Annotated in this window: 10 protein-coding genes; 1 reads left to right on the forward strand and 9 read right to left on the reverse strand. The window is 34.8% G+C overall.

From position 1 onward, the window contains the following. Positions 1-165 precede the first annotated feature (165 nt). The 9 genes from QZZ53_RS06795 to QZZ53_RS06835 form a co-directional block, all read right to left on the reverse strand. The gene (locus QZZ53_RS06795) at positions 166-3,729 is read right to left on the reverse strand and encodes a T9SS type A sorting domain-containing protein (RefSeq protein WP_296382883.1); all 3,564 of its coding nucleotides are present in this window, start codon (positions 3,727-3,729) and stop codon (positions 166-168) included. 42 nt (positions 3,730-3,771) lie between these two features. After that, positions 3,772-4,731, reverse strand: a complete 960-nt coding sequence (locus QZZ53_RS06800) for an alpha/beta fold hydrolase (RefSeq protein ID WP_296382886.1) — start codon at positions 4,729-4,731, stop codon at positions 3,772-3,774. Continuing rightward, the gene (preA, locus tag QZZ53_RS06805) at positions 4,731-6,065 is read right to left on the reverse strand and encodes an NAD-dependent dihydropyrimidine dehydrogenase subunit PreA (RefSeq protein WP_296382890.1); all 1,335 of its coding nucleotides are present in this window, start codon (positions 6,063-6,065) and stop codon (positions 4,731-4,733) included. Before preA ends, QZZ53_RS06800 begins: the two co-directional genes overlap by 1 nt. An 86-nt stretch (positions 6,066-6,151) precedes the next feature. Further along, the gene (locus QZZ53_RS06810) at positions 6,152-7,474 is read right to left on the reverse strand and encodes an FAD-dependent oxidoreductase (RefSeq protein ID WP_296382892.1); all 1,323 of its coding nucleotides are present in this window, start codon (positions 7,472-7,474) and stop codon (positions 6,152-6,154) included. An 82-nt stretch (positions 7,475-7,556) separates the two neighbouring features. Further along, on the reverse strand, positions 7,557-8,423 hold the full coding sequence (locus QZZ53_RS06815; RefSeq protein ID WP_296382894.1) for a nitrilase-related carbon-nitrogen hydrolase: 867 nt from the start codon (positions 8,421-8,423) through the stop codon (positions 7,557-7,559). A 137-nt stretch (positions 8,424-8,560) separates the two neighbouring features. Beyond that, positions 8,561-9,943 (reverse strand): dihydropyrimidinase, encoded by a 1,383-nt coding sequence (hydA, locus tag QZZ53_RS06820; RefSeq protein WP_296382896.1) that lies wholly within the window; start codon positions 9,941-9,943, stop codon positions 8,561-8,563. A 1-nt stretch (position 9,944) separates the two neighbouring features. Continuing rightward, complete coding sequence (locus QZZ53_RS06825; protein WP_296382898.1) at positions 9,945-11,606, reverse strand: NCS1 family nucleobase:cation symporter-1; 1,662 nt, start codon at positions 11,604-11,606, stop codon at positions 9,945-9,947. A 3-nt stretch (positions 11,607-11,609) separates the two neighbouring features. Further along, on the reverse strand, positions 11,610-12,944 hold the full coding sequence (locus tag QZZ53_RS06830) for an aminotransferase class III-fold pyridoxal phosphate-dependent enzyme (protein WP_296382900.1): 1,335 nt from the start codon (positions 12,942-12,944) through the stop codon (positions 11,610-11,612). 54 nt (positions 12,945-12,998) lie between these two features. Next, the gene (locus tag QZZ53_RS06835; RefSeq protein ID WP_296382902.1) at positions 12,999-14,465 is read right to left on the reverse strand and encodes a CoA-acylating methylmalonate-semialdehyde dehydrogenase; all 1,467 of its coding nucleotides are present in this window, start codon (positions 14,463-14,465) and stop codon (positions 12,999-13,001) included. 209 nt (positions 14,466-14,674) lie between these two features. On the opposite strand from QZZ53_RS06835, the gene QZZ53_RS06840 reads away from it, so the two are divergent. Further along, positions 14,675-14,871 (forward strand): hypothetical protein (locus QZZ53_RS06840; RefSeq protein ID WP_296382903.1); only part of this gene is annotated, 197 nt, incomplete at its 3' end.

Here is a 14,871-nt window from a genome sequence, read left to right on the forward strand (position 1 = left end):
GTAGTTCACAATGAGAATTAGTCGTTTAATCGATAAATATGATATATTCTTCCTACCCATTGAACTATTGCAACCCTCATAATGTTTTTATCATAAAGTCTTAACATAAAAAAAACCTTTCAAAATATAATCTTGAAAGGTTTTTTAATTCATCTGCAATATGGTTTAGTTTTTTATAAACTTCTTAGTCGATTTAGATTCTCTAGACTGAATTTCTAAGAAATAAACTCCTTTTGATAAACTTGAAACATTCAAGCTATAATCCATATCGGAAATAGAAATGGACTTCAGTAAACGACCATTAATATCACTAATAGAAACAGAATCAATGATTTGGCTTGAAGTCAATCTAATTTTGTCCTGTGCTGGATTTGGAAACAGTATAATAGTCTGTATATTAAAATCATCTACACTTAATGGCACAACAATTTCTGTACTTGCTATGTTGGTTATAATTGGTGGATTAAAATCGAAATAAATATCTGCTATTGCACTAAAAACATCGCCAACTTCCACATTAGTTTTTGGCTTTATTTTAAAGGCTATGAAACCATGAGAATTAGGTTCGTCATTAGTGCTATCTGGTAAGTTGATATTATCAAAAACAAAACTAACATCGGTTTGGTCTGTAATTTCAACACGACCAGAGTGGCTTAGACTTTCAATTTGCATAGTAGACCAATCTAGTTTATCATCTAGTACATGATCTACCTTCACATTAATAGCACTTGCTGTACCAGTATTTTGAAAACGAATTAAATAATGTAAATATTTATCTGCATTTTCTATTAAGATTTCGTCTCCTTCTAAAACTGTGATATCGTTTGGATCGTATGAACCTACTACAGTCTGCTCAAATGATAATGAATTGTCTTCTTCGGTTATATCACCAACTACAGGATTTATTGTCACTGTTGTAATTAATACATCATCAATATTTGTTATTGGTGGTGGAAATACGTTAAAGTCTATATCTATACTATTAGTATCAAATGGATTTAAATCCGTGAAATCAAATGTCAACATATTCGCAGTCTGAGAACTTACTACTTCACTTGCAGTTAAAAAATTTAATTTAGAGCCATCAAATTCAAAAGTGACAGAACCAGTTAATTGTGTTGTACCCACATTTTTATATACTATTCGATACGACGTATCAAAACCAGGTCGAGGCTCAAAAAGTATTGAGTAAGCACTAATGTTTAAATCATTAATCGCTGCTATAGGTTCGATACAGAAATTTATATTATCAGAGTTTCCAAAACCAGCGAAGTCTGATTGAAATGTTGCTGGTGCAGCTTGATAATAGTTAGGTAATTGTGCTGTAATCTGTGTATTTACAATCCCTTCTTCTAAAGAATAAATTCTAAAAACACCGTCTTCTTGTGTAAAAGCCGCTTGAGAAGACGTCCCATTCGTAGCCACTACCATTACTCCACTTAATAAATCATCTTCTTCAGTACAACCATCACCTAATAAATCAAAACGTGCAGTGCCACGAATTTGGTTGCTTAAAGCTGCTCCGTTATTATTAAACCAAAGAATTTTATTACCAAAATTTGAAACTGATATTAAATCTAAGTTATTATCGTTGTTTATATCTGTAACAAAAAGATCAAATGGGCTATTTAAACTTGTGGAAATAACTTGTTGTGTGTTTTCAAAATCACCAAGTCCATCTGTATTTTCATACCATGCAATTACTCCGCCATTACCTTGTGCAGCAGATACGACATCCAAATCACCGTCATTATCCATATCAAATACACTAATATCCTTTGGATTATTAATAATAGTTGTGATTAATTGAATATCACTAAAAGTGCCAGCTCCATCTAAATTTTCTGACCAACCGACATAATCCGAGTCAGTTTTATCACCTACATACACAATATCGTTGTCACCATCATCATCTATATCTGCAATTTTAGTTGATTGAGCATCAAATAAATAATCATCTATCTGCTGCCTTGCACCAAAAGTACCTTGACCATCTAAATTTAAAAAATAGATTAATCTATAACTTGAAGCCACGGAAATATCTAAATCACCATCTCCGTCTAAATCACCAAAATCCATAGAATAATGTGTATTATTCCCTATAGAATCAATTTGTTGTGCTGTACTAAAAGAGCCAAGTCCATCTGTGTTTTCGAACCAAAAAACCTTTCCGCTTGCCAAACAAAAGACATCCAAATCACCATCATTATCTATATCTGAAGCGAATGCTTTAGTCACACTATATAAATCATCATCAATGACTTGAGCATCACCGAAAGTGCCTAAGCCATCAGTGTTCTCATACCACAACACGTCGTAATCTAGTGAAGACGTTGCTATAACATCGTTATCGCCATCACCATCTACATCTACTGCCAATACCGAACCTGCTCCATTAATGGATTCAGAAATTATTTTTTGTGTATTATAAAAATTTCCTTGACCATCTTTGTTTTCATACCAGGCAATTTTATCATCCCAATGTGAAGCAGAAAGTACGTCCTTATCTCCATCTCCATCTATATCTGCAGCATGAATAATCTTGCCTCCAATAACAGTTTTAGTGATTGTATAAGGCGAAAAACTTCCTAGACCATCCGTATTATTATACCATTTAATATTATCGTCATAATCTGTTGCTGTCACAAAATCTATATCACCATCACTATCAACGTCAGCGATATGAATATCGCGCAAATTGCCTATAAAAGAATCAATAAAGTTTTCACCACTAAAGTTTCCTGCACCATCTAAGTTTTCGAACCAAGTGATTTTGTCATCTTCATTAGATGTGGCTATAATATCCATATCCAAATCACCATCGACATCTGCAATACGAACACGTGCGGCAAAATCTGCAGTAGTTGTTAAAATCTGTTCTGTACCAAACATACCAAGACCATCGGTGTTTTCATACCAGACTATCTTGTCATCTCCAGATAATGCAGCAGCTACATCCATATCTCCATCTCCATCTAAATCACCTGCAAAAACAGAAGACACACCATTTTCAGTTATGGCAATTGTTATTCTACTACTAAAGCTACCTGTACCGCTTTCATTTCTATACCAAGACACTCCTTGCGAACCACCTTGAAAATACCAAGCTGAAACAACATCTAAATCACCATCACCATCTACGTCTATTGTATGAAAAGTCGGAATACTAGATGTACTATTTTCTACATTTAAAGTTCCTGCAAAGGTTCCTAATCCATCCGTGTTTCTCGACCATTTTATTTTTCCATCTTGTGAAGATGACCAAATGACATCCAAATCTCCATCACCATCCATATCACCTGTACTTACAATATTTACTTCATATGCAGAAATGTACTGTTTAAATGCAAAAGTACCATTACCATCTATATTTTCGTACCAAATGATATGATCACCATTTAAAGCTGTCGAAAGCGCATCCATATCACCATCACCATCTAAATCTGCAGCATGAACTCCCCAGGGATTATCTATAGTAGTAGAAATAACATGCTGAGTAAAATCACCACCTACAGCATCTAAGTTTTCGAACCAAACCAATTTGTCATCAAAATAAGAGGACGCTAGTACATCCATATCACCATCACCATCTAAATCAGTTGAAAAAATACCTTGAGGTGAATTAATATATAATGATTGGTCTATAACAACATTTTCTGTGAACTCAACTTGCGCAATAGCAGATATCGTAACACATAATAAAAGTAAAAAAAGTAGTTTTGATTTCATAGCAATCCATAATTTCCTCAAAAGTAGGAAATTATAGGTAAGCTAAATGTTAAATATAAAGTCTAGTGCACGTTGCTCATTATAATAAATATTCCCTTTTGCAATAAATCCAACATGTCCACCATACTTTGGCATTTCTAGAAACAGATTTGGATTATGCTTTGCTTCTTTTACAGGAAAACAATCAGCAGATAAAAACGAATCATTTAACGCATTAATAATTAAGGAAGGTACTTTAATATTTGGTAAAAATTGTAAGCAACTCGCTTTCTCATAATAGTCTAAAGCATCTCTAAAACCATGTGCCTTGGATGTATATACATTGTCAAAATCTATTAATGTTTTAATTTTATTAAAATCTGCAACAGATATATTATTAGGAAACTGATCGAGTTTAGGTATTAGTTTATCTTTTAAATGTCCTAAAAACCTAACAGCATAAGGTTTGTTCTTTAAACTTAGTAATTGATCACAAGACCCTTTTAAATCACAAGGGCTAGAAACCGCAATAATTGCTTTTAATTCCTTTGGCAAATCATTGCCTTCACCAACATATTTTAAAGCCATATTAGCTCCAAGACTAATGCCTTTTATGTAGATTTTATCATATTGATTTTTAGTCAAAACATGCTTAACAACGGCATCTAAATCTTCCGTTGCACCAGAATGATAACTACGAAATAATAAATTGGGTTCTCCACTACAACCTCTAAAATTAACACCTATGGCATCAATACCATTGTCATTAAATAATTTTGCAGTTCCTGTAATATATGGACGTTGTGCATGACCTTCTAATCCATGAAGTAGGATAATAACCTTATTTGATTTTTCTTGAGCAAAGCTCCAATCTAAATCTAAAAAATCGCTGTCAGGTAATGTAATACGCTCCCTTTCTTGTTCTACACCATTGATCTTTCGAGCTAAACCCGAAAAAACAGTTGATACAAAACCTTTTCTAGCCCAAAATGGCGCTTTGTAGGTAGACTCTTTTATTGGCATTATTTTCTATGCTTCAATGCATCTTGAGGTGTTGGTACAAAGTGACCTTTACCTCCTGCTCTGTCATCATCAAAAGTTGTAGGGATATCATCATTAAGTGTGCGTTCATCCCATGTTAAACTTTCTGTTCCGTCATCTCGTTTTACCATAGTAATACAATCTTCAACAGGACATACTAAAGAACATAAATTACAACCCACACAATTCTCTTCAATAATAGTTGGTATTCTATTTGTTAAATCAATTGGTAAAGCAATCGCTTGATGCGCTCCATCATCACATGAAATATAACACAAATCACAGCCTATACATTTATCTGCGTTTATTTCGGCTACCACTTTATGCTTCAAGTTTAAATGTTTCCATTCTGTGACGTTTGGTAAGGCTTTACCTGCAAAGTCGTATATAGTTTGATAATTTTTTTCTTCCATAAACTGACGCAAACCTGCTTCCATTTCGCGAACAATCCCAAAACCATAATGCATTACAGCTGTACATACTTGTACAGAAGTTGCTCCAAGTAATATAAACTCTACAACATCACGCCACGTTTCTATACCTCCAATACCAGATAAAGGTACTTTTCCAATTTCAGGATGCTGTGCTAAATCTTTAAGCATGTGCATAGCAATAGGCTTTACTGCTGGTCCACAATAGCCACCATTACTTCCTTTACCATCTACAACTGGATAAGGCGCATAAGTATCTAAATCTATGCCGACAATACTTTTTACCGTATTTATAAGTGAAATTGAATCTGTTCCACCTTGAACCGCTGCTAAACCAGGATCTGTAATATGAGAAATATTAGGTGATAATTTTGTAATTACAGGAATATTTGCAGCTTCCTTAACCCATTCTACAATGGTTTTAAGTACTTCTGGCTCTTGTCCAACAGCTGAACCCATTCCACGTTCACACATACCATGTGGACAACCAAAATTGAGCTCAATCCCGTCTGCTCCTGCATTCTGCACATCTTTTATGATTTGCTCCCATTCTGCTCTACTTTCTACCATTAAAGAGGCAATCACTGCATGATCAGGGAAATACTTTTTAACCTCTTCAATTTCTCGAAGGTTATCAGCCAAAGGTCTATCAGTAATTAATTCAATATTATTGAAACCCATCATTCTGGTATTTCTATAATTTACTGATCCATAACGACTAGACACATTAACCACAGGAACACCAAGTGTTTTCCATACAGCGCCTCCCCAACCAGCATCAAAAGCTTTCATTATTTGATATCCTGAATTTGTTGGTGGTGCTGATGCTAACCAAAACGGGTTTGGTGCTTTTATGCCTCCGAAATTTATTGATAAATCGATCATGTTTTTATATTTAAATAGGTCTCGACTGCGCTCGACCAGACATTAGTCTACTTTTTGTCTCCTCGAGCGCAGTCGAGAGGTATATATTATTTAGTTAACCAGTTATGAATTCCTTGTGCTGCCATTTTACCATCATAAGCTGCATTTACAACTTCTGCTCCACCATTAACTGCATCACCTCCTGCAAAATACTTTGGATTTGACGTTTGAAATTCATCATTGATTTTTATTCTTGTTTTATTATCTATATCCAAATTATTTATTAGATCATACAAATGACCTTGCTTAGCCTGACCTGTTGCTTTAATAACCATATCACATCTTACAATGAAGGTGTTATTCATGTTAGTTTTTAGCTTTCCATCAACCATTTCTGTTTTAGCAAACCTCACACCTTCAACCTTACCATTTCCTGTAATAGCTATTGGTGTCACATTAAATAAACTATCGACTCCTGCGCTTATCGCCAAATCATATTCAAACCCGTATGCTCCCATTCGTTCTTTCGAGTTTCTATAAGCCAATACTGTTTTTCGAGCTCCCATTCTTGCCGCTTCTGATGCTGCATCCATAGCTGTGTTTCCACCACCAAGAACAACAACATTCTTTGGGACATTGACTTTGTATTGTTTCATGCGCAATTCTTCAATAAACTCAACAGCACCAACAACTCCTTCTTTATCTTCTCCATCTAAACCTAAATGTCTCGTTTTTCCTAAGCCAACTCCAATAAAAACGGCATCATAATTACTCTCAAGACTTTTTAGCTCTTCTTTTGAGTTGATAGCATTTTTATATTTAATATTGAAACCAAGCTGTTTTTGAAGATATTCAACTTCCTTCAAAACTTCTTCATTTGTGATTTTATATGGTGCAATACCATAAACTGTTAAACCTGAAGGCTTATCTTTTGCTTCGAATATATCAACGTCATAACCCAAAGTTCTAGCTTCACAGGCACATGCAATTCCGGCTGGTCCTGCTCCAATTATTGCTATTTTTTTTCCGTTGGATTCACCAACTTTAAAAATGACTTTTTCAGCATCCATTGTTTTATTAGTCGCATAATTTTGAAGTCTACCTATTTGAATTGGCTGTACATCTTGATGATTATACACGCATGCTCCTTCGCACAAAACTCCTGTCGGACAAACAACTCCACAGGCATTTCCGAGCCAGTTAGAATCGAAAATAGTTTTAGATGCTCCTGTTATGTTATCGGTATGAATCTGCTTTATAAACAGCGGAATATCAATACTTGTAGGACATGCTTGTATACAAGGCGCATCATAACAGAACAAACATCGCGAAGCTTCGTAATAGGCTTCAGTATCATTCATTAAAGGTTTTTTCTGCTTGAAATTCTTATCGAATTCCGCTTTCGTTTTTGGTCTTTTATATTCTGCCATTTGAGAGTTATGAGTTTAAAAGTTATGAGTTATGAGTTTCATTATTAAGGAAATTCTTAACTCTTAATTCATAATTAAATCCTTAGAGATCTGTTAACCTACCATAAGTTTCTGGTCGTCTATCTCTATAAAACTGCCAAGTAGAACGCACTTCTTCAATTAAATCTAAATCAAATTCTGCAACTAATAATTCGTCGTCATCACGAGACGCTTCAGAAAAAATTTGCCCACGTGGATCTACAAAATACGATTGTCCGTAAAACTTACCTAAATTCCATGGCTTCTCTTCGCCTACACGATTTATACAACCCATGAAATAACCATTGGCTGCCGCATGTGCTGGCTGCTCTAATTTCCATAAGTACTCACTTAATCCTGCAACTGTTGCTGAAGGATTATAAACAATCTCAGCCCCATTTAAACCCAATGCTCTTGCTCCATCAGGAAAATGTCTATCATAACAAATGTAAACACCAACTTTAGCATACTTTGTTTGAAAAACTGGATAACCCATATTTCCTGGTTTAAAGAAAAATTTCTCCCAAAATCCAGTTGTATGTGGAATATGATTTTTTCTATACTTTCCTAAATAGGTTCCATCGGCATCAATGACTGCAGCTGTATTATACAATACACCAGGCGACTCCTTTTCATAAATAGGAACTATAATCACCATGTTATGTTTCTTAGCAAGAACTTGCATTTTTTCTGTAGTTGGTCCTGGAACTGACTCGGCAGACTCATACCATTTTTTATCTTGTCCTGGACAGAAATATGGCGTATTGAATATCTCTTGCAAACATAATATTTGAACGCCTTGTCGTCCTGCTTCTTCTATATACGGAATATGTTTATCGTACATAGCATCCATAATTTCTTGAATCGTTCCTTCTCCTTCCGTCATTGGAAGACTCATTTGTATCAATCCTGATTTTACTTTTCTTGGCATAATTTTACTGTTTATTTGTTGATGAGTTTAATCGTTTATCTGCTTGTGTCATTCAGAGCAAAGCGAAGAATCTCTAATTAATTATGAGATTCCTCGTCGTTCGTTCCTCTCTCTGTCGGAATGACAAATTATTACATTTATATTACAGTTTTTGATGTTTTTCCTCTTTTAATAAATTCTCCGTGTCCTGCTTTTAAAAGACAGTCTTCATTTTCTATAGCGACTTGTCCTCTTAAAATTACAGTTTCGGTTTTTCCTATAAGCTGATGTCCTTCATATCCTGAGTAATCACAATTCATATGATGTGTTTCTACAGAAATGGTATGTTCTTTTTTAGGATCGAAAATCACGATATCTGCATCGCTTCCTATTGCAATGGTTCCTTTTCTAGGATACATTCCGAAGATCTTTGCAGCATTAGTAGAACTTACTTCAACATATTTTGTGAGTGATATTTTTCCTTTATTGACACCTTCAGAAAACAACAATTCCATACGGTGTTCAATTGCTGGATGTCCATTTGGTATTTTTGAAAAATCATCTTTGCCCATTTTCTTTTGTTCCCACATAAACGGACAATGATCTGTTCCAACTACTTGAACAAGCCCTTGATTAATTCCAGACCAAAGTGCTACCTGATCTTTCTTTTCTCTTAATGGTGGACTCATTACCCATTTCGCTCCTTCAAAATCATTCTCATAAAGTGATGCATCCAGCACCAAATACTGCGTGCAGGTTTCTACAAATATTTTCTGATTGCGTTGTGTTGCCTTTCTAACGGCATTTAAAGCTCCTTCGCAAGTCATATGAACAATATAACCAGGACAATCTGTATAATGCAACATATCAGCAAAACGCGCTGAAGCCTCAGATTCGGTAACTTCAGGCTGTGATAAATAATGATATAGAGGCGACATATTTCCTAACGCTTTATTTTTAGCAATTAGCGAATCTATCACATCTCCATTAGTCGCATGAACAGTCACTAAACCTCCAGATTTTTTTACAACTTTCATGAGTTGGACCATTTGTCCATCATCAATCATTAATGCACCTTTATAAGCCATAAATGTTTTAAAAGACGAAATACCTTCCTCTTCAATCATCTGAACAACTTCTTTAGCCACATCATCATTAAAATCGGTCACAGCCATATGGTATGAATAATCACCTATCGCTTTTTGAGATTTATCTTGCCATATTTTTAGTGCATTATGCAATGTGTCTCCTTGAGTTTGTAATATAAAATCGATAACCATTGTTGTTCCACCATGCAAAGCAGCTCTAGTTCCAGTTTCATAATCATCACTAGAATACGTTCCCATAAAAGGCATATCTAAATGCACATGAGGATCTATTCCCCCTGGAAACACTAATTTCCCAGTAGCATCGATCACTTTATCTGCTTGATAATTTAGGTCTTTTCCAATAGCAACTATTTTTTCGCCTTCAGTATATACATCAGCGATATAACTTTCTGAAGCCGTGACAACACGACCATTTTTAATTAGTATAGACATTTTACTTTTTCTTCATTAATAAATAATACAACACAAACGAAATAATAAATCCTGTAAACCAAGATAAGGAATACAAGAAGCTTAAGACTGGCACCCAATACCCAATTAAAGCTGCAATAACACCAATAAATAGTGCAATCATTGCTGCTTTGTTGAATCCTGTTTTGTTATATGAGTAAATACCATCCTCTTTATAAAGTTCGGCTAATTCTAGTTTCTTATTTCTAACTAAATAATAATCGGCTATTAAAATTCCGAGCACTGGACCTAATAAACCACTTACAAAAATCAGAAACCCTGAAATTTCGTTTAACAGCCACCAAGGCATAATTAAGATACCTATAATTCCTGTAATAGTTCCTCCCTTTTTAAAACTGATTTTTTTAGGCCATAAATTTGAAAACGCATTTGATGGCGCAATGACATTAGCTGCAATATTAGTACTCAGCGTCGCAATAATCATAAATATTTGAGCTACAATAACTACGACAGGGTTTTTAAATTTAGCAATTAATGACACTGGATCCCATGGAGCATCATCTGCAATCAATATATCTTTAAAGTTAATAATCGCTGCACATGTTACAAATATGCCAACAAAAGAATACAACATCATTGTGGCTGGTAATCCAATAAATTGACCAGCGATTTGGTCTTTTTGAGTGGCAGCATAGCGCGTAATATCTGCAATGCTAATGGACATCGTTGCCCAAAAGCCAACCATAGCTGTTAACCATAATAAATAGCTCCATAGTTTACTTTCTGAATTCCCATCCGTATTTATAAGGCTTGCACTTACAATGCTTGACTCGACATCTTTATTCCTGAATTGTACTTGCACATTTTCAGTGTTTTCAATTTGAATTGGTTCTGATGTAAAAGAAGTCCAATTTGTACCTTCATCAGAAACAATATTATATTCGGTAGCTTTTAGTTGACCTTCTTTGCTTTTTAAAACATTAAGATTGAGATAAAATTTATCATCCTTTTCTGTAATTGTAGCAGCCGTTTTTTCAAGCTGAACACTTTGATCTAATACAACCGAAAAACCTTCCGCTTTAGCATAACTCCAATAAATAAGAGCAATACCCATAATAACAAGAATAGGTGCTGAATAGGTTTCGAGCCATTTAATGCTTTCTGTGCCTTTCCAAATAAAATACATATTAATGAACCAGAAAATTCCGAAGCTCACAAATTTCCCAATTGAAAGTCCTAATTCTCCTGTAGAGCCAGTAATTGCATTAAAAATGGCATAAATAGCCAAACCCCCAATCCAAGTTTGCACTCCAAACCAACCACAAGCAATAATACCTCTAGTGACTGAAGCTAAATGCACACCTTTTGTTCCAAATGCTGCACGACCAATAACGGGAAATGGAATACCATATTTAACACCTGCATGACCATTAAGCACCATAGGAATGGTAATAATTAAATTAGCAAGCCCAATAATAATGAGTGCTTCATACCAATTCAATCCTGTTTTAATCATGTATGAAGCCAAGAGATACGTAGGAATACAAACTGCCATACCAACCCAAATCGCTGCTAAATGCCACTTACTCCATGTCCTTTGACTTGAAGGTACAGGCGCTAAATCCTCACTATATAAAGGTGAAGCGGAAACGTCTTCTTGTAATTCTACAATATCTTTATTCATATATTAATTACAGTATTCATCAGCAATAGCAATAGCTTGTGAAACGATTTTTAAGCCTTCGTCAACTTCTTCTTTAGTCACATTTAAAGGAGGTGCAATAAAAATCCAATTCCACCTTACAAAAGTAAACATACCTAATTCTCTAATTTTAGCAGCCATTCTTCCTGTAGCCTCCATTTCATGAGGTTTTGCATTCCAAGGCACTGTTGGTTCTTTTGTTTCTCTATTTTTTACAAGCTCAATACATCCTAGCAACCCTGTGTTTCTAAAGTCACCAATAGAAGGATGCTTTGCTTTTAATTTTTCTACTTCAGCTTCAATATATAATCCCATTTCTGCTGCGCGTTCTACTAAATTCTCGTCTTGAATAATACGAACGTTTTCTAAAGCTGCTGCACATAAGGTTGGATGTGCTGAATATGTTAACCCAATAACCATTGGATTATCATTAAAATGCTCTGCTATTTTATCAGTTACCACAACTCCACCAAGTGGTAAGTAACCAGAGGTTAGCCCTTTAGCTAAACACATAATATCTGGTGTTACATCATGATGATCTATACCAAACATTTTCCCTGTGCGCCCAAAACCACTCATTACCTCATCATCAATCATCATAATTCCGTATTTGTCGCATAGTTCTCGCACACGCTTTAAATACATTGGAGGATATTTTAAACATCCTGAAGAACCAGATTCTCCTTCAAACAAAATAGCGGCAACACTATCGGGATTTTCAAATTGAACAACACGTTCTAAATGTGCTAAGGCACGTTCACCACATTCTTTTATAGATGATGAATTCCATGGACAGCGATATGCATAAGGATTTTCTACATGAACCACATTTGGCATCGCTTGGCTATCTACTGGAAACCGTCGAGGATCACCTCCTGCTGTCATAGCGCCATAAGTTGCGCCATGATATGCTCTATAATGAGTAATAATTTTATGACGGCCTGTATACATTCTTGACAACTTAATAGCGTTCTCAATGGCCTCTGCTCCACCTAAAGTAAAAAATGTTTTGGATAGGTTTCCAGGTGTGATTTCTGCAATCTTCTTTCCTAATTTTCCACGAACATCAGTTGCCATTCCAGGATATACATAACTGACTTCTTGCATTTGCTTTGCAACCGCATCAGTAATCCGTTGATCACCATGACCAATATTTACATTCATGAGTTGAGAAGAAAAATCTAAGTATTTTTTCCCATCTCTATCATAAATATATGAACCTTTAGCATATGATGCGTTTATTGGATTAAGACCACCTTGTTTTGCCCAAGAGAATAGCGTATAGTCTAAATTATCTTTTACAATTTGTTGATTATTCATTGAATATAAAATATTGATTTTTAATTAGTTAAATCACCTTACCTAACTATTTAATTAACTCATCCAATTGGTCTGTGCTTCAGGATTCCACTTGGCAGTAGTCTTCTTGTTTTGAGTCCAAAACTCTATAGAACTACGACCTGTAATATCACCAACACCAAATTTTGATTCGTTCCAACCTCCAAATGAAAAAGGTTCTCTAGGTACAGGAACTCCGATATTAACTCCAATCATTCCGGCACTTGCACGTTCCATTACTTGTTTGGCCAAGCCTCCACTTTGCGTGAATACTGCAGCTGCATTTCCATAGTTTGAACCATTTTCAATTTCAATGGCTTCATCTAAATCTTTAGCACGAATAATAGAAATAACTGGTCCGAAAATTTCTTCTCTAGCAACAGACATATCTGTAGTAACATGATCTATAATTGTTGGCCCAACATAATAACCGCCTTCCTTACCAGGAACAGTTGTGTTTCTGCCATCTAATAAAATCTTCGCCCCATTTCTTTCAGCTTCATCAATATACCTTTCAATTCGTTCTTTAGATTCAGCAGTAATAACAGAACCCAAATTATCTCCAGGAACAATAGCCTTAGCATCTTCAACCATACGATCTATAATGTGTTGTACTTTATCCACACCCACCATTACTGATGCTGCCATACAACGTTGACCAGCACAACCAGCCATAGAAGCAACAACATTAGATGCTGTCATTTCTAAGTTAGCATCTGGTAAAACAATTAAATGATTTTTTGCACCACCTAATGCGACACATCGCTTTAAATTAGACGTTGCTCTTTTATATACAATCTTCGCTACTTTAGTAGAGCCTACAAATGATACGGCTTCAATATTTGGATGATCACAAATGGCTTCTACTACTTCTTTGCCACCATTAACAATATTAAAAACTCCATTAGGGAGACCAGCCTCTTTTAGCAACTCAGCCATCCGAACTGTACTGAGTGGCACCAATTCTGAAGGTTTCATTACCATAGTATTTCCAAGCACTAAAGCATTAGGCAACGTCCAATGTGGTACCATGTTTGGAAAATTAAAAGGTGTTATTGAAGCAACTACACCAAGAGGTTTTCGTTCTATTCTACATTCTACACCTTTACTTACTTCTTGGACCTCATTAACTACTATTTGAGGCATTGATACAGCAAACTCACAAAGCTCCATACTCTTCTCGACTTCTGCTTTTGCTTCACCGTAGGTCTTACCATTTTCTAACTGCACTAATTTAGTGAGTTCATCCATGTTTTTTTCTAAAAGGTTTCGATACCTAAAGAATATTTGAACACGTTCTTTAAAGGTCATTCCTGACCATTGCGGAAATGCTTTTTTTGCGGCTTGTACAGCAGCATCTACATCTTGAGTTGTAGATAATGGAATAGAAGAAATTTTACTACCATCTAAAGGACTTAAAACATCCATAGAATTTTGACCATTTCTTTCAAATTTACCGTCTATATAATTTTTTACTTCGGAAAGTGTTTCGCTTACATTCATAATCAGCTTATCAGATTAATTTTATTAATATTTGAACAAAAAATAAGAATGCTATAGAAATTTTGCGTTTTTATTAACAATTTCTAATCACACTCTACCCAAATATATGAAATTAATATTTGTTTTAGATAAACTATATAGAGTATTCATTTTATAATCATCAAGTTTAGATTAATTATATAAATGATATTTTTACTAAAAATTTAAACATGAAAAAATCAGCCTTAATACTAATACTAATAACCTCATTTACTTTTTCTCAAACAACTGAATATAAAGTAGAAGCAGATAAAGGCAAAAAAATAAGCAGTTTAATGCAGTTTTCTGATAATAGTTTTACTGTTTGTACATCAAAACAATCCTTAGGTTTCAAATCAAATGAGCCAAAACTAATTAGGTTAGATAG

This window comes from Winogradskyella sp. (assembly GCF_016744625.1).
Lineage (GTDB): Bacteria > Bacteroidota > Bacteroidia > Flavobacteriales > Flavobacteriaceae > Winogradskyella.

What these genes read in the sequence shown, in the direction of transcription:
- QZZ53_RS06795 (WP_296382883.1), bottom strand. Translation starts at nt 3,729, where the DNA reads ATGAAATCAAAACTACTTTTTTTACTTTTATTATGTGTTACGATATCT.
- QZZ53_RS06800 (WP_296382886.1), bottom strand. Translation starts at nt 4,731, where the DNA reads ATGCCAATAAAAGAGTCTACCTACAAAGCGCCATTTTGGGCTAGAAAA.
- preA (WP_296382890.1), bottom strand. Translation starts at nt 6,065, where the DNA reads ATGATCGATTTATCAATAAATTTCGGAGGCATAAAAGCACCAAACCCG.
- QZZ53_RS06810 (WP_296382892.1), bottom strand. Translation starts at nt 7,474, where the DNA reads ATGGCAGAATATAAAAGACCAAAAACGAAAGCGGAATTCGATAAGAAT.
- QZZ53_RS06815 (WP_296382894.1), bottom strand. Translation starts at nt 8,423, where the DNA reads ATGCCAAGAAAAGTAAAATCAGGATTGATACAAATGAGTCTTCCAATG.
- hydA (WP_296382896.1), bottom strand. Translation starts at nt 9,943, where the DNA reads ATGTCTATACTAATTAAAAATGGTCGTGTTGTCACGGCTTCAGAAAGT.
- QZZ53_RS06825 (WP_296382898.1), bottom strand. Translation starts at nt 11,606, where the DNA reads ATGAATAAAGATATTGTAGAATTACAAGAAGACGTTTCCGCTTCACCT.
- QZZ53_RS06830 (WP_296382900.1), bottom strand. Translation starts at nt 12,944, where the DNA reads ATGAATAATCAACAAATTGTAAAAGATAATTTAGACTATACGCTATTC.
- QZZ53_RS06835 (WP_296382902.1), bottom strand. Translation starts at nt 14,465, where the DNA reads ATGAATGTAAGCGAAACACTTTCCGAAGTAAAAAATTATATAGACGGT.